Raw genomic sequence first — 15,036 nt, 5'->3', positions numbered from 1 at the left:
GGAGCTTGCCTGAACCTGACGTATGACATTCGCCCTGCGGCTTCGTGCCCCTATGATGGTACGTAGCCGCTCAACTGCGTTTTCCGGGGGTTATCGCCTTGATCAAGCTCGTTCTCTCTGACATGGACAACACGCTCATCCCGTTTGGCGCGCGCCACGTCTCGCCGCGCACGCTCGAGGCTATCCACGACGTAATCAACGCCGGGATTCACTTTGGCCCGGACACTGGGCGCGACTACGTGGAGCTCATGCGCTTCTTCCACATGGACGAGCCCTGCTTCATGACGGGCATCATGTCTAACGGCAAGCGCGTGCGCGTGGACGGGCGCGACGTGTGGACCTACTCTATTCCGCACGACTGGCTCCAGCACGTAGCTGACGCGCTCAAGCCCGAGCGTGGCATGTTCCTTGTCTGCTTCCCCCTGGACACCAACCTCTTTAACCCTGGCTACGTGGTTGGCGCCTCCGAGGGGGAGATGAGCAAGTACGAGAGGCTCGTCCACTTCAACGGCGGTCGTGTTGAGGACGTTCCTGATATCGACTTCATTGCGGCTGCCATCGCCTGCAACGGAGACGAGAAGCGCCACGCCTACTGCCAGCAGCTCGTTACCGAGGCATGCCCCGAGGTGGAGACCATCATGTCGGTTCCCAACTGGTTCGACGTGCTGCCGCGTGGGATCAACAAGGCGTCGGCGCTTGATACCATCCTTGATGCGGTGGGCGCCACGCGCGACGAGGTCGTGGTCTTTGGCGACTCAGGCAATGACGTTGCGATCCTGAGCGAGGTCCACTATTCCGTCGCTGTGGCAAACGCGACGGACGAGGTCAAGGGAATCTGCAACTTTAGCTGCGGCGCGTCTGCGGACGAGGGCGTGGCGGACGCACTGTTCGAGATTGCCCGTGCGGCGCGTGCGCATGAGGTCCCGGCGTTCCTAAGGGAGGGCTAATGGTACGGCTGATTGCGGCTGACATGGACGGAACCCTGCTCGACGAGAACTCGCTGCTCCCCGAGGAGACCTTCGAGCTCATCGAGAAGCTGCGCGACCGCGGGGTCCTTTTTTGCGCAAGCTCCGGACGCAGGTACGAGACGCTTCGCTGGATGTTCGAGCCGGTTGCCGACAGGATGGACTACGTGGGGTCCCTTGGCACGCAGGTCTATGCCGACGGCGTGCTTCTCGACCGTGAGGTCTTCTCGACGCGCGCGGTGCTGAGGCTCTTCCGCACGTGCCAGGAGTTCGACTGCTTCCACCTGGTGCTCTACGATCGCACGCACACCTACCTGCTTAACGACCAGAGCAGCTATGTGCGCGAGCTCGACAAAGACCTTCCCAATGCCGAGCGCGTGTACGACCCGCCGTCGCCGGACGTGAGCATTATCAAGGCAGCCATCTGTTACGACCGCCCGCACGAGATCATGGACATGGTCTACGTGCTCGAGCGCGAGCTGGGCGATGTCTTCTCGTTCATGCCGTCTGGTAACACCTGGATTGACGTCACGCCGCGCGGGATCAGCAAGGCCACGGGCCTGGAGGCGCTGCTAGGCTATTACGGCATTGACCGTGCGGACGTGGTGGCGTTTGGCGACTCGATGAACGACTACGCGATGCTTCGCTACGTGGGGCATCCGTACGTGATGGGCAACGCGCGCTACGCGGTGAAGCAGATTGCCGAGAAGGTCGTGGGCACCAACGTCGAGCACGGCGTGCAGAATGAGATGCGCGCGATTCTCGAGGGGCTGGGGTAGGGCTGCGGCGGTGTCTCCTTGCGTGTCTCGGCGCACTTTTGTCTTCTCTATGGAGACGCGCTGCGGTGTTGACCGAGAGTAGGCTTGAGCATATAGTTACTTCTTGCGCTGAGGCGCAACCCATTGCGGGGTGGAGCAGTTTGGTAGCTCGTCGGGCTCATAACCCGAAGGTCGCAGGTTCAAATCCTGCCCCCGCGACCATAAATTCGCAGGTCAGAGGCTATGTCCTCTGACCTTTTTTCGTATCCGGGGGCAAATTGGGAGGAATTTTGGGAGGAATTTTCGCATAAGTATTTTTTGTGGAGAAGTCTCATGGCATAATTCCCGTCTCAGCATACTTGACAACGTCGGCCCTGCAACTTAGCTATCTGGCATCCCGGTCCTCCCGCAAATCGGATGCCGGGCATTCCAATCCCGTCATGGTGTCTCAGGTCAGCGCAAGGCCTCCCAAAGCTCTGCTGGAGGTTGCGCCCTATTACCAGAATCAAGCAAGCTTGTCAAATGAGAACCAAAATTTGATTCCGTAAGCGGTAGCCTACGACTTACACAAATCCCCCGGCAGGGCGCAACATATATGTGACAGGACAGGCACGTGAGGGACAGGAGACCACATGAGACGTACATTCGGCCACGAAGACCCCGACGGACTCGAGCGCGTGGAGCACGGGGACGGACGGCACCGGACCAGTCGGGTGGCGGCGCTCGCCGCCGCGGTCGCCGTCGCGGGGGCGCTCGCGGCGCCCACCGCGGCGCTCGCGGCGCCCACCGCGGCGCTCGCTGAGGGCACGTCGCTCTGGCGGCTCTACAACCCCTACGACGGGCAGCACCTGCTCACGACCAGCGAGTCCGAGTACGACTCGCTCCAGCCGCTCGGGTGGAGGGGCGAGGGCGAGGCCTGGGAGTCGCCGGACGAGGGTGACCCGGTCTACCGTCTCTACAACCCCTACAACGGCGAGCACCTCTACACCGGCGACGAGGCGGAGTACGAGTCGCTGGCGCGGATAGGCTGGCGCCAGGAGGGCGTGGCCTTCAGGTCGGAGGGCTCGGGCGGCGACCCGGTCTACCGGCTCTACAACCCCTACGTGCAGGTGGGGACGCACCTGCTCACGACCGACGCCTCGGAGTACGAGGCGCTGGCGAAGCTGGGGTGGGTCAAGGAGGGCGTCGCGTTCCGCGCCGCCCACGCGCACGACTGGCAGCCCGTCTACCAGAGCGTGTGGGTCCAGGACTCCGCCGCGTGGGACGAGCCCACGTACTCGACCGTGGTGAGGTACAGGTGCTCGCAGTGCGGCAAAACCTTTGACTCGCTCGCCGAGCTCGAGGCCCACGGCGACGCAGCCCATCCGGACTTCTATAGCTACAGCACCGTGTCCGAGAAGGTCCAGACGGGAACCAAGCACCACGACGCCACGGGGCACTACGAGCAGAAGGTCGTGGGGTACCGCTGCTCGACCTGCGGGGCGACGAAGTAGAGGACTGCAAACGCCGTTGGAGGATTGGGGGAAACATGTCCGCTGAGGCGATCGGCACGCTCGTCAACTCGTGGTATGCCGCGACCCTCGCATGGGGGCGCACCCACCCGTCCCTGGAGTTGCTCGTCCTGCTGACGGCCATCGTGCTCGCCCTGAGGCTTGCGCTCTGGGCAGGCACGCGCCTCCTCGCCGCGGGCATCGCCGTGAGAGTCCGCTTGCACGGGAGGGCCAGGAGCGAGGCTCCCTGCCCGGGCCAACCCTGATTGTCAGAGCCAAGGAATCCCCCTCCACGCCCCCGTCGGTTCGCATTGCCGACGGGGGCGCTCCCTTCCCGGTCCCCATCGCTCTCTCAGGACACTTTGGTCCCAGCCCCAAAACCCCTTTTCCCTTGGAGAACAATCGAAGGCGTCCGTTCGACTTCCCTTTGAAAGGAGCCTTCGATGTCAAGTCACACGCGCACGGGCGCCGCCCGCTGCCACGGATGGCGCCGACTGGGGCTAGCTTCGGTCCCCACCCCAAGGTGCCGTCTGACGCCCACAGGCGCCACAACCGGGGCCCGCCTACCAGGCGTACCCCTTTACTCGCCCTGGAACCGGAAAATCCCGCGTATGTTGGTCCACGGCCACGCTTTTGGGGCCTTAGAACGCCAAGACCAAGGAGAGCTTCGCAGCGTGACTGAGTAACTTAGTTACTGAGTTACTAGCTAGCTATCAAGCTATCAATCCAACTCATATAGCAACATAATCGCTAGCTATCAATCAAGCTTAGCTACTGACTTACCAACTAGCTCACATAGCAACTATCACTGATGGTTGCCATCACTCTATCTGGCTTGATGACTTGCTATGAGCTATCGAGCAAATCAATCGGCCAGGGGTTCGAGAGACCGGTAAATCGAGTGTTTGACTGGACGTGCTGGAGTCTTGCTGATTGGCAAATCCAGGCGCGCAGAGAGTGAGGTCCCTGCTTGGCAAGAGTTGCACCTGCGATGGCGCTGGGTCAGCGCCCCACCGCCATCGAGGGCATCTTCCAAGCTAGCGAATCTCTGCCCACTGAGAGAATACTTCGCATCGCCCTCGAATCGGAGCGTGTCGTGTCCTCCCATGCGCTGCAATATGACGCGTCCCGCGAAAGCGCGGGACGCGCTCAAGCAACCATGGTTAGGAGGCAAGAAATGGACGAGAAGATAGAGGCTTCATTGAGGAAGCGGCTTGCAGAGAACGAGAGGCGGATAGCGCAAGCCGAGGAGAAGGCGCGGGCCATCCAGGATTCCGTGGCCGACCTGCGTAGGGAGTCGAGGAAGATCAAGGCGCGTCTGCGCTATCAGAAGAGAAAGGACGAGGCGGCCGACCTGCGTGCGCAGAGGGACGAGCTCGAGGCCGAGGTGGAGCGCCTCCGTGCCGAGAACGCGTCGATGCGCATGCCGGACCCTGCGTTTTCGCGACACCTGAGCAAGACGCAGGGGGAGGAGCGCGCGGCCGATGGCGTTCCCCCGTCGGGCGCGTCCAACACTTCTGAGGGCCCTCGCGGGGGCCACCCGGGGTTCGCTGCCCCTCGCCTCTTCCACGAGTGACTGCCGACACGCAAGACCCGTATGGCGTCAGCCAGAACACCTCACGGTGTCCTGTCATCCGCCATACACGGCCGGGCCCGGCTCCGCCGGCGCCCACGGGGGCGGGGCCCCGTGGGCGGTCGCGCAGTCGCGCGCCGCCCGGCCGTCTTGCCCGCGGCAGGGGCCGCGGGAGGGACGCGGGCCAACGGCCCGCACCCCTCGGCGCCGGCGCGGCCGTCGCGGGATATCGACCCTAGGGACGAGGAAGGGGCATAAGATGTCGAACCAGTCGTTAGACGGGCGGGGGCCGAGCCCACGCTCCTGTAGGATGAGCCTCTACCTGACGCCCGAGCTCGCCGAGCGCGTGGAGGAGACTGCCGACTACCGCGGCGTGACCGCAAACGAGGTCGTCGTGGGCACCCTCGAGGAGGCGATGGGGCTGGGCCCCAAGGCCATGGCGCGAAGCGGCGGGCAGCGTCGCACGGGGTCGGAGGCGAGCCCGAGGACCGAGCGGCTGACGGTACGCATGACCGAGGGGGAGCGCGAGGCCCTGAGGGAGGCCGCCTGCGAGGCGAGGCTCACCGAGGCCCAGTACGTGAGGGCGCGCGCCTGCTACTCGAGGGCGCAGATACTCTCGGTGGACGACGCCGCCCTGAGGGCCGCCCTCGCGGAGATGAGGCGCGAGGGCGCGAACCTCAACCAGCTGGCACGGCGGGCGAACTCCCTCTCGGACCACGAGCTCTCGAGGGAGGCGGACGCGATAGCCTCGGCGCTCGACGCCCTGGCCCTGCAACAGGGCGAGACGTTCGAGAGGCTCCTGGGGACCATCTCGGCCCGCACGGACCTGAGGCTGGGAAGGCAGTAGCGAATCTCACGAGAGACCCTGCATGCGCGCCTGCTTGGCTCTTGGACAGTCCGTTCAGAACGCTCTCTGATAACATTACAAACAATTGATGCATGGCGTGCCGGGAGTTGTCCTAGGCATGTTGCCTCACGGCAGCATGCGGCCCCTGACACTTGCCACCTTGAAAGGACCACGAAATGGGTGCTGGGGCAGGCGAGATGGGTGTGGGGACGTCAACTCCCATCAACGAGGAGTTCTTCGAGCAGACCATCATCGAGCACATGGTCAACGTCCTCGGCTACGAGCACCTCTATGGCCCCAACGTGCCAAGAACCGACTCCCTCTACCACGACGTCTTCCTCATCGACGTCCTCCAGTCCAGTCTTTGGCGCATCAACCCCAGCCTGCCCGCCGTAGCCATCCACGAGGCGATTCTCAAGCTCAACGATGTTGACGCAGGGTCGCTCGCCCAGCGCAACGAGCGCTTCTCGGACTACGTCCAGTCCGGCGTGGAAGTCCGCTTCTTCGACGGCAAGGAGGAGCGAAATGATATCGTCCGACTCATGGACTATGACAGGCCGGAGAACAATACCTTCCAGGTCGTTAACCAGTGGACGTTCATGGAGCACGAGCGGAAGCGCCCCGACATAGTCGTGTTCGTGAACGGAATACCCCTCGTGGTCTTCGAGCTGAAGAGCCCCTCCCGCGAGGAGACGGACGCCTCGGACGCCTACCTGCAGCTAAGGAACTACCTCAAGGCGATTCCCTCCTTCTTCGTTCCCAACGCCTTCCTGGTTATGACAGACATGGCCACGACAAAGGTGGGTACCATCACCTCGCCCGAGGACCGCTTCAGCGAGTGGAAGAGCCTCGATGGCGACTACTCGAAGAACAACACGCGCTGGCAGACGACCATCGACGGCATGTTCCGCAAGGACCGCCTCTGCGACATCCTTCGCAACTTCATCTGCTTCAACGACTCCGACGAGAAGGTCGTTAAGATTCTCGCCGCGTACCACCAGTACTTCGGGGTGCACAAGGCTGCGGAGCGCGCCGTGGAGGCAATCGAGGGCGACGGAAGGATCGGCGTCTTCTGGCACACGCAGGGCTCGGGTAAGTCGCTCTCGATGGTCTTCCTCGCCCACATGCTCCAGGAGCGCATCGACAGCCCCACGATCGTGGTCATCACCGACAGGAACGACCTCGACGACCAACTGTTCGGTCAGTTCTCCCGGTGCTCTGCCTTCCTGCGCCAGACACCGGTGCAGGCGACCTCCCGCGAGGACCTGAGGAGGCTCCTGGAGGGCAGGGAGGCCAACGGTATCGTCTTCACCACCATGCAGAAGTTCACGGAGCGCGACGAGCCGCTCTGCGACCGCAGCAACGTCGTTGTGATGATCGACGAGGCACACCGCGGACAGTACGGCCTCACCGAGACCATCAAGGACGACGGCACCGTTTCCATCGGGGCGGCCAAGCAGGTTCGTGACGCCCTGCCGAACGCCTCCTACATAGGCTTCACGGGCACTCCCATCGCGCTCGACGGCAGGAACACCCAGGAGGTGTTCGGCGGCTACATCGACGTCTATGACATGACCCAGGCGGTGGAGGACGAGGCGACCGTCCCGGTCTACTACGAGAGCCGGGTCGTGGCCCTGAACCTCGACCCCGATGCCCTCGAGGAGCTCGACAGGGCCTACAAGGAGTACGCGGACGAGCACGACGAGGAGTCGACCGAGCGCAGCAAGCACGCCATGGGCGGCCTCGACGCCATCCTAGGCGCGCCGGAGACGATAGACACGCTCTGCCGCGACATAGTTGCCCACTACGAGCAGAACCGCGAGGGGCTCCTCACCGGCAAGGCGATGATTGTCGCCTACTCCCGCCCCATAGCCATGGCCATCTATTTCAAGCTCATGGAGCTCCGGCCGGAGTGGAGGGACAAGGTCGGAGTGGTGATGACGACGAGCAACAAGGACCCCGAGGAGTGGTACGACGTCACCCATGGGGTCTCCGACGGCTCCAAGTCCGGTGGCCGGACCCTCGACCACAAGAAGGACATGGAGCGCCACTTCAAAAGTGATGACGATCCGCTCAAGATCGCCATCGTCGTGGACATGTGGCTCACCGGCTTCGACGTCCCCTCGCTCGCCACGATGTACATGTACAAGCCCATGAGGGGCCATAACCTTATGCAGGCCATCGCCCGCGTAAACCGGGTCTACCCTGGCAAAGAGGGCGGCCTCATCGTGGACTACATAGGCATCGCGAGCGCACTCAAAGCCGCCATGCACGACTACACCAAGCGCGACCAGCGGAAGTACGGCGACATGGACATCGCCAAGACCGCATACCCGAAGTTCCGCGAGAAGCTCTCTGTGTGCCGAGACCTCCTGCACGGCTTCGACTACCGCACCCACATCTTCTCGGGGAGCAAGGATGAGCTCGCCTCCTGCATCGCCGAAGGGGCGGACTGGCTTCTCGACAGAGACCGCGAGGAGACGCGGGAGGAGTTCCTCAAGCAATCCCAACTGCTCGTGAGCGCCGAGAGCCTCTGCAAGAGCATGGTCTCCGAGGAGGACCAGCACGAGGCAGCCTTCTTCCAGGTGCTGCGCGTACAGGTCATGCGCATCCTCGGCCGCTCGGGCTCGGGGGGTGGCGGCATGAGCTACGAGGAGTTCAACAAGCGCGTCGGGGCAATCCTCGAGCAGACCGTCCAGAGCGAAGGCGTCATCAACCTCTTCGACGGGGGCGTAGAGGTCTCCCTCTTTGACGAGTCATTCCTGAATGAGATTGCCAGGATGAGGGAGAAGAACGTCGCCCTGGAGACGCTCAAGAGGCTCATTGAGGAGCAGGTGCGCTCCTACAAGAAGACGAGCGTCGTGAAGTCCGAGAAGTTCTCCGAGATGTTGCAGCGCACTCTCAACGGCTACCTCAACGGCATGCTGACCAACGCCGAGGTCATCGAGGAGCTTCTCAAGATGGCCCATGAGATGATGAGGGAGCGCAACGAGGGCGAGAAGCTCGGCCTCACGAAGGAGGAGCTCGCGTTCTACGACGCGCTCACCAAGCCCCAGGCGGTGAGGGACTTCTACTCCAACGAGCAGCGCGTTGCCATGACCCACGAGCTCACCGACGCGCTGAGAAAGAATGCGACGATAGACTGGCAGGAGAAGAAGACGGCGCGCGCTGGCATGAGGCGCGCCATCAAGCGACTGCTAAAGAAGTACAAGTACCCGCCCGACGAGGAGCGCGAGGCGCTTGATACCGTGATGGCGCAGTGCGAGACGTGGGCGGACAACCAGACGTTCCAGAGAGACTAGCGGGAGAGACAGGACATGGGAAGGCCAAAGGGCAGCAAGAACAAGCAGACGACGGCCACCAACACACAGGAGATCGGCTTCGAGGAGAAGATCTGGCAAGCTGCCGATCGGATGCGCGGCCACATCGACCCGTCCGAATACAAGAACGTTGTGCTCGGGCTCATCTTTCTGAAGTACATCTCCGACAGATTCGAGCAGAGGCACGCAGAGCTTGTGGCTGAGGGCGAGGGCTTTGAGGAGGACCGCGACGAGTACGAGGCGGATGGCATCTTCTGGGTCCCCAGGGATGCCCGCTGGGAAGCCGTGGCCTCGGCAGCGCACACCCCTGAGGTTGGCAAGGTCATCGACAACGCGATGAGGCAGATAGAGGCCGAGAACGACTCCCTCAAGGGCATCCTCCCCAAGAACTTCGCGCGCCAGGAGCTCGACAAGCGCATGCTCGGCGATGTGGTGGACCTCTTCACCAACGTGAGGATGACCTCCGAGGGCAACACCCAGGACGTGCTTGGCCGTACGTACGAGTACTGCCTCGCGAAGTTCGCCGAGCAGGAGGGAAAGAACGCCGGCGAATTCTATACGCCTACCTGCATCGTGCGCACGCTCGTCGAGATCATCCAGCCCTACCACGGCCGCGTCTACGACCCGTGTTGCGGCTCGGGCGGCATGTTCGTCCAGTCAGCCCAGTTCGTCGAGCACCACTCCGGGAGCATCCGCGACATCTCGGTCTTCGGCCAGGAGAGCAACCCTACCACCTGGAAAATGGCCAAGATGAACCTCGCCATCCGCGGCATCGAGGCGGACCTCGGCCCGCACAACGCGGACACCTTCTTCGAGGACCTGCACCAGGACAAGCGGTTCGACTTCGTGCTCGCCAACCCTCCCTTCAACGACAGCGACTGGGGAGGGGATAGGCTCCGCGACGATCCGAGGTGGGACTATGGGGTTCCGCCCGCGGGCAATGCCAACTTCGCCTGGATGCAGCACATGATCCATCACCTCAACGACCATGGGCGCATGGGCATGGTGCTCGCCAACGGGTCGCTGTCCAGCCAGCAGAGCGGCGAGGGAGACATCCGCGCAAACATCGTGAAGGACGACATCGTGGAGGGTATCGTCGCCCTGCCCGACAAGCTCTTCTACAGCACAGGCATCCCCGTCTGCCTCTGGATTATCGACAAGGGCAAGATGGGTCGCGCCGAGGAGGCCGGCAAGGTCCTCTTTGTTGATGCTCGCGAACTGGGCACGATGGTGACACGCAAGCTGCGCGAACTCAAGGACGACGACATCTCCAAGATCGCCGGTGCCTTCGACGACTTCCGTAAGGGTGTCCTTGAGCCCGAGAAGGGCTTCTGCGCCGTTGCCACGCTAGGCGAGATCGAGAAGCAGGACTACATCCTGACTCCCGGGCGCTACGTGGGAATCGCGGACGAGGATGGCGATGACGAGCCCTTCGACGAAAAGATGAAGAGACTTACCAGCGAGCTCTCGAAGTGCTTCGAGGAGTCCGTCCGCCTGCAGGAGGAGATTAAGAAGAACCTGGAGGCAATTGGGTATGGAATGTAATGATATGGTGCCCATAGGCAAGTTAATCGAGCTTTCGCGCAGCGGGGGTTGGGGCAGTGAGTCATCTTTTGATGGGTCCGCGCGGGTCGCCGTGATTCGAGGCGCTGACTTCCCCTCCGTCCAACAGGGAAACTACAAAGGCCTGCCCATTAGATTCGAGAAGAAAGCAAAAGTCGAGTCTGTCGAGTTGCGCGCTGGTGACATTGTCTTAGAGAATTCTGGCGGTACTGCTACGAGGCCTACGGGCCGCACAGTCCTAATTACTCAGACACTTATCGATTCCTACGACTGTCCCATTATCCCCGCAAGTTTCTGCAGGTTACTAAGATTCTCTTCTTCTATCGATAACACATTCGCATTTTACTGGCTTCAAGAGATGTACCGAGCCGGACGAACTTGGAGCTACCAGAACAGGTCGACGGGCCTCTCGAACTTCCAGTTCAAAGTTTTTTCAGCTACGGAGTACATACCTGTCATCTCTGCTGAGGAGCAGCAACGTATTGCATACATTCTTGCCGAGGTTGACAAAAAGATTGCCCTCAATAATCGCACAAATGGCTATTTGGAAGACCTTCTGCTGAGCCGTTATGACTATCTCTTCAATAAGGATGGCATTGAGCCAAATGGGGTTATAAGCGATATTGGCGAGGTGGTCGGAGGCGCAACACCTTCAAAAAAGAAGCCTGAATACTACACTCAACAGGGTATCGGCTGGATTACGCCGCGCGACCTCTCAAACACGACTGACAAGTTCATCGCTCATGGAGCAGATGATATAACCCAACTCGGCTATGATTCGTGCAGCGTAAGACTCATGCCGGCTGGAACAGTTTTGTTTAGCTCACGAGCTCCGATAGGGTATGTCGCTATCGCCGCAGACGAGGTCACGACGAACCAGGGTTTCAAGTCCATTGTTCCAAATGATGATATCGGCACTGCTTTTATCTACTGCTTCTTAAAGCAGAATAAGGAGAGGATTGCCGACGCAGGTTCTGGCACCACATTCCCTGAAGTCTCTGGGAGAACCATGAAAAGTATCGAACTGGTAATTCCCGACAAAGATCAATGTGCGGAGTTCTCCGAATGGGCAAGCCCCATCCTGGAACACCAGCAGATGCTTGAGGTTGAGAACCATAAGCTTAAACAACTGCGCGACACTCTTCTCCCCAAGCTCATGTCAGGTGAGATTGACGTCTCGAAGGTCGAGGTGCCTACGCCGCCAAATAGCCATTTATCTGGCCGTTGACTCGAATCTTATCCGATATCGCATCACAGAAACGAACGATTCCATCCTGTGTACAGCGAGAGGGAAGCGTTATTGGCATCGAAGCGTAGGTCTTGGCGTTAATGTTGCCTCTTGTGCTACCGGTGTTGAATGAGGCTACCCAATCCCAATAAGGCTTTGACTGAGCGTAATACTTGATATACCTCGGGTTGACTTCAGCTGGGTTGAGCGAGAACTTGATGAGGAACCCTGCATATGCAAATCGTCCATCACGTGGATCATAGAAGTAATTACGTCCAGTGCTGTTACCTGTGCGCGCAAACACAATGTCGTTTGGCTCCAGCATGTAATCAGTGGCGTTAGGGTCTTCCACTGATTTTCTCGATGAGAGATCGAGTGTTCCATCGTCTCGTATGTCGGTAATGCGCAGGTATGCTGGAAGGTCAGGTGTGTAATCGACAGCGGATGCTGCTATTCCATAGCGGCCACCATCCATGCTCAGCTCTCCGAGCGAAGTCTCAGTCATTCCAAGTACTTCCTGTGTGATGCCTTCACGTTGTTCTGGTCCACCATGGCGTAGCGCATGGTGGTGTCTATTTTCGCATGGCCGAGGAGCTTTTGCACCTGCTCGATGGGCATCCCCTTGTCAATCGCATGCGTGGCGAGGGTGCGGCGGAACTTGTGCGGGTGGACGCGCTCGACGCTGGCGGCCCTGCCGAGCTCGCGCACGCGCGCCTCAACGTTGCCTATGGAGACGCGCCGGGGCTCGCCCTTGAGGGACACGAACAGCGCGGGACAGTCGTCGGTGCGGGCTTCGAGGTACTCGGAGAGGTGCAGCTTCGCGCGTGCGTCGAAGTAGGCGGGGCGCTGCTTGTTTCCCTTGCCCGTGACCACGCACTCGCGCCCGTCGAGGTCGACGTCGGCGATATCAAGGCCCACGAGCTCGCCCACGCGCATGCCGGTGGAGGCGAGCACGTCCACGATTGCGAGGTCGCGGGCGCAGGTGCAGCTGCTGCGGATGCTCTCAAGCTCCTCGTCGGTGAGTACCGCTTTCGCGACCTGGGCGCACTTCACGCGATGGATGCGCCGCACGGGGCTCTTGACCACGTAGTCCTCGTCCTCAAGCCACGAGAAAAAGCTCGACATGATACGACGGATGTTGTCGATCGTGACCTTGCCCGCGTGGCGCTGCGCCTCATAGCCGGAGAGATAGGCGCGCAGGTCGTCGCTTGTCACCTGCGTATAGGGCTTTGCGAGGGCGGTCGTCATGTGTTCCAGCGTGCTTTTGTAGTAGGCGATGGTCTTGGGCGAGCAGCCCTCGACCTCTTTGGCTGTGAGGAAGAGGGTGAGGAGGTCTGCTTCCGCATCGGATGCCGCGCTGCAGGTCTGATTGCTGAGCGTGCAAACAAGCACGTTCTTCAGGGTCTTGAGCTGGCTGCCGCTAAGCAGGGCCTGCATCTGGCTTAGGATGCTGTTGATGATCACTTCCATGGGGGTTCCTTTCATTCGGGGATGAAAGTATTCTCAGGTCGTGATTGCAGCTGGTGCCTAGTGTACGTAGAGGTTGGACATGGTGATACCGCATCAAGTAGACACGTCGATACGCGGCCGCATGGGAGACGTGCGCAAGGCGTTCGAGGCTGGAGCGTTCCTCTCGGCCATATCTATGGCCCTCACGTTGCCAGATATATGCGGTGACCGTCTGTATCCCGGCTCTTCGTCGAGTGAGCGATACTCGAAGTGGTTTGACAAGTACGTTGCTCCCTCATATGTGGGGCCGCGACCTGACGGACCTGATGCCTGGGATATAAGGGGAGCCGATGTCGGGCCAACTTCATATTTTACCAGCTACTTTTCTGGCGACGACTGCTATCAGCTGCGCTGTGTGTATCTTCACGAGGGCGTCAATGCACCTCATGTTGAAAGGAACAAGACGCCCTTCAATGTCATACAGTTCCGGATCTTCGACGAGATGCCTGCCGGCTGCGACGGCATCGAGAAGATGCAGGGGAATCTGGAACCCGATGGCTTTCTCAAAATCGACCTCGACCTGAGGAAGTTCCTGGACAACCTCGAGGCTGGGATCGATAGATTCTTGAACGAACATCCCGAGATGAACGACGACAGGGGCTCTGACAGCTTTCTTTACCAACCCGTGCTCGACTTCCGTAGTGGGATTGCCAGAGAGATATAAATGGCTATTTGGCTGCGTAGTCGATGATGAAATAGGGGCTCATGCTGTGCCTTGAGGCCGAAGTGAGTATCCTGCCAGATGAGATGACCCTGCATTTGGACATCACGTCAGGCTCAGCCCGTTCGAAACGTCGGATTCTGAACCAGCAGCCGAAGTCTTTTGCCTTGTCACGATAGTAGCTGGGTATCCCCTCGGCAGGGGGCACTTCGCGCTTGATGGCGTCGATGTGGCACCACCAGCGGTCTTGGCCGCCGCTATGTATGAGCAGTAAGCGAGGATCGTCGTTTAGGAGGATGTCACCTGCGGTCTTGGCTGATACGGCACTCCCAAGCTTTCCGTACCATACGTATCCCAGCTTCCTGATAACGGCCTCATGAGTAGCTACTGTACCACAGTCAGGGGCGAAGTTCTCGGCGAACCTCAACGCGACCGTCCTCATTGGACAGCCACCTTGGAGACATCTATCTGACCTGACAGGAGTTTAGGAAGAAGGGCATCGCGGATCTGTTCGAGTTTGATTGATTCAATTGTTCGCGTTTTCATGGCTTCAAAGACAGGAGTAACTCTGTGCAAATAATCCCGCATCTGCTGTGATGAGGGCCATGGAATTTCAATACTAGAGAAAGCAGCCTTGTTTACGTTGAGCGTAGCGCTGCCAGTTGCCCCAATTCCGAGCAATTTTGACTTAATTGCTGAAAGCGCATAATAAAGATAGTATTCCTCACCCGAACGGTTAGGCACGACGGCGTTAATCTGTTGGTTAAAGTGCGATGGATAGGCAGTCAAACCAACAAGACCGATTGTAGCTATGCAAGATACAAGCACACTCCCCGCTGGCACCAGTTTTTTCGGTTGCGATTCGTTGCCTAGGTCGCTGAGCGCCCTGTCGGTAGAACAGAGCCATACGCTTGAATGCATGTCAGGGATTGTTACGAATGGATAGACGCCGCCATAGTACTCCGGCTTTTTCGTAGATGGTGTTTTGCCCGTAATAATATTGCCAGCAACAGAGTCGATGGTTTGGTATTGGCCCGCATCTGTAGCATATTGCTTCCAGATAGTTTTGCCTAACTCTTCCAAATAGCCATTTGTGCTCCTGTAATCAGCATCTCTTGCATG

The 15,036-nt window shown here is 60.0% G+C and carries 13 protein-coding genes and 1 tRNA gene; 10 read left to right on the top strand and 4 right to left on the bottom strand.

Annotation, left to right across the window (positions count from 1 at the left end; genetic code table 11):
- Positions 1-98: 98 nt before the first annotated feature.
- From NVS32_RS00475 to NVS32_RS00435, 9 genes are all read left to right on the top strand, one after another.
- On the top strand, positions 99-947 hold the full coding sequence (locus tag NVS32_RS00475) for an HAD family hydrolase (protein WP_258498267.1): 849 nt from the start codon (positions 99-101) through the stop codon (positions 945-947).
- On the top strand, positions 947-1,744 hold the full coding sequence (locus tag NVS32_RS00470) for an HAD family hydrolase (protein ID WP_258498265.1): 798 nt from the start codon (positions 947-949) through the stop codon (positions 1,742-1,744). Before NVS32_RS00475 ends, NVS32_RS00470 begins: the two co-directional genes overlap by 1 nt.
- 124 nt (positions 1,745-1,868) lie before the next feature.
- Positions 1,869-1,945 (top strand) — tRNA-Met (locus tag NVS32_RS00465).
- Positions 1,946-2,355: 410 nt separating this feature from the next.
- Positions 2,356-3,216, top strand: coding sequence for a C2H2-type zinc finger protein (locus NVS32_RS00460; protein WP_258498264.1), 861 nt, complete (start codon positions 2,356-2,358; stop codon positions 3,214-3,216).
- Between the two features lie 1,174 nt (positions 3,217-4,390).
- Positions 4,391-4,789 carry a hypothetical protein gene (locus tag NVS32_RS00455; protein WP_258498263.1) on the top strand — a complete coding sequence of 133 codons (399 nt, stop codon included), beginning with the start codon at positions 4,391-4,393 and terminating at the stop codon, positions 4,787-4,789.
- A 307-nt stretch (positions 4,790-5,096) separates the two neighbouring features.
- Positions 5,097-5,633 carry a plasmid mobilization protein gene (locus NVS32_RS00450; protein ID WP_258498262.1) on the top strand — a complete coding sequence of 179 codons (537 nt, stop codon included), beginning with the start codon at positions 5,097-5,099 and terminating at the stop codon, positions 5,631-5,633.
- 176 nt (positions 5,634-5,809) lie between these two features.
- Positions 5,810-8,935, top strand: a complete 3,126-nt coding sequence (locus NVS32_RS00445) for a type I restriction endonuclease subunit R (protein ID WP_258498260.1) — start codon at positions 5,810-5,812, stop codon at positions 8,933-8,935.
- 15 nt (positions 8,936-8,950) lie between these two features.
- A complete protein-coding gene (locus NVS32_RS00440) occupies positions 8,951-10,498 on the top strand; it encodes a type I restriction-modification system subunit M (protein WP_258498258.1) in 1,548 nt (515 codons plus the stop codon).
- Complete coding sequence (locus tag NVS32_RS00435) at positions 10,488-11,744, top strand: restriction endonuclease subunit S (protein ID WP_258498256.1); 1,257 nt, start codon at positions 10,488-10,490, stop codon at positions 11,742-11,744. The genes NVS32_RS00440 and NVS32_RS00435 overlap by 11 nt, the downstream gene beginning before the upstream one ends.
- Here the strand turns inward: NVS32_RS00435 and NVS32_RS00430 are convergent.
- Both NVS32_RS00430 and xerA read right to left on the bottom strand, forming a co-directional pair.
- Positions 11,710-12,249, bottom strand: coding sequence for a restriction endonuclease subunit S (locus NVS32_RS00430; RefSeq protein WP_258498254.1), 540 nt, complete (start codon positions 12,247-12,249; stop codon positions 11,710-11,712). The genes NVS32_RS00435 and NVS32_RS00430 overlap by 35 nt on opposite strands.
- Complete coding sequence (gene xerA / locus NVS32_RS00425; protein WP_258498252.1) at positions 12,246-13,214, bottom strand: site-specific tyrosine recombinase/integron integrase; 969 nt, start codon at positions 13,212-13,214, stop codon at positions 12,246-12,248. Before xerA ends, NVS32_RS00430 begins: the two co-directional genes overlap by 4 nt.
- Positions 13,215-13,293: 79 nt before the next feature.
- Here xerA and NVS32_RS00420 point away from each other — a divergent pair, with 79 nt between their 5' ends.
- Complete coding sequence (locus NVS32_RS00420) at positions 13,294-13,917, top strand: hypothetical protein (RefSeq protein WP_258498250.1); 624 nt, start codon at positions 13,294-13,296, stop codon at positions 13,915-13,917.
- A 4-nt stretch (positions 13,918-13,921) separates the two neighbouring features.
- On the opposite strand, the gene NVS32_RS00415 is transcribed toward NVS32_RS00420, so the two are convergent.
- Positions 13,922-14,356, bottom strand: a complete 435-nt coding sequence (locus tag NVS32_RS00415; protein WP_258498248.1) for a hypothetical protein — start codon at positions 14,354-14,356, stop codon at positions 13,922-13,924.
- Positions 14,353-14,997 (bottom strand): restriction endonuclease subunit S, encoded by a 645-nt coding sequence (locus tag NVS32_RS00410; RefSeq protein ID WP_258498246.1) that lies wholly within the window; start codon positions 14,995-14,997, stop codon positions 14,353-14,355. The genes NVS32_RS00415 and NVS32_RS00410 overlap by 4 nt, the downstream gene beginning before the upstream one ends.
- Between the last annotated feature and the right edge of the window lie 39 nt (positions 14,998-15,036).

The sequence above is a fragment of the Tractidigestivibacter montrealensis genome (assembly GCF_024741235.1).
Taxonomy (GTDB): Bacteria; Actinomycetota; Coriobacteriia; order Coriobacteriales; family Atopobiaceae; genus Tractidigestivibacter; species Tractidigestivibacter montrealensis.
The sequence above is the reverse complement of the archived record's forward strand: the minus strand, read 5'-3'. Positions and strand labels throughout refer to the sequence as shown.

What these genes read in the sequence shown, in the direction of transcription:
- NVS32_RS00430 (WP_258498254.1), bottom strand. Translation starts at nt 12,249, where the DNA reads ATGACTGAGACTTCGCTCGGAGAGCTGAGCATGGATGGTGGCCGCTAT.
- NVS32_RS00460 (WP_258498264.1), top strand. Translation starts at nt 2,356, where the DNA reads ATGAGACGTACATTCGGCCACGAAGACCCCGACGGACTCGAGCGCGTG.
- xerA (WP_258498252.1), bottom strand. Translation starts at nt 13,214, where the DNA reads ATGGAAGTGATCATCAACAGCATCCTAAGCCAGATGCAGGCCCTGCTT.
- NVS32_RS00440 (WP_258498258.1), top strand. Translation starts at nt 8,951, where the DNA reads ATGGGAAGGCCAAAGGGCAGCAAGAACAAGCAGACGACGGCCACCAAC.
- NVS32_RS00450 (WP_258498262.1), top strand. Translation starts at nt 5,097, where the DNA reads ATGAGCCTCTACCTGACGCCCGAGCTCGCCGAGCGCGTGGAGGAGACT.
- NVS32_RS00435 (WP_258498256.1), top strand. Translation starts at nt 10,488, where the DNA reads ATGGAATGTAATGATATGGTGCCCATAGGCAAGTTAATCGAGCTTTCG.
- NVS32_RS00455 (WP_258498263.1), top strand. Translation starts at nt 4,391, where the DNA reads ATGGACGAGAAGATAGAGGCTTCATTGAGGAAGCGGCTTGCAGAGAAC.
- NVS32_RS00470 (WP_258498265.1), top strand. Translation starts at nt 947, where the DNA reads ATGGTACGGCTGATTGCGGCTGACATGGACGGAACCCTGCTCGACGAG.
- NVS32_RS00445 (WP_258498260.1), top strand. Translation starts at nt 5,810, where the DNA reads ATGGGTGCTGGGGCAGGCGAGATGGGTGTGGGGACGTCAACTCCCATC.
- NVS32_RS00415 (WP_258498248.1), bottom strand. Translation starts at nt 14,356, where the DNA reads ATGAGGACGGTCGCGTTGAGGTTCGCCGAGAACTTCGCCCCTGACTGT.
- NVS32_RS00420 (WP_258498250.1), top strand. Translation starts at nt 13,294, where the DNA reads ATGGTGATACCGCATCAAGTAGACACGTCGATACGCGGCCGCATGGGA.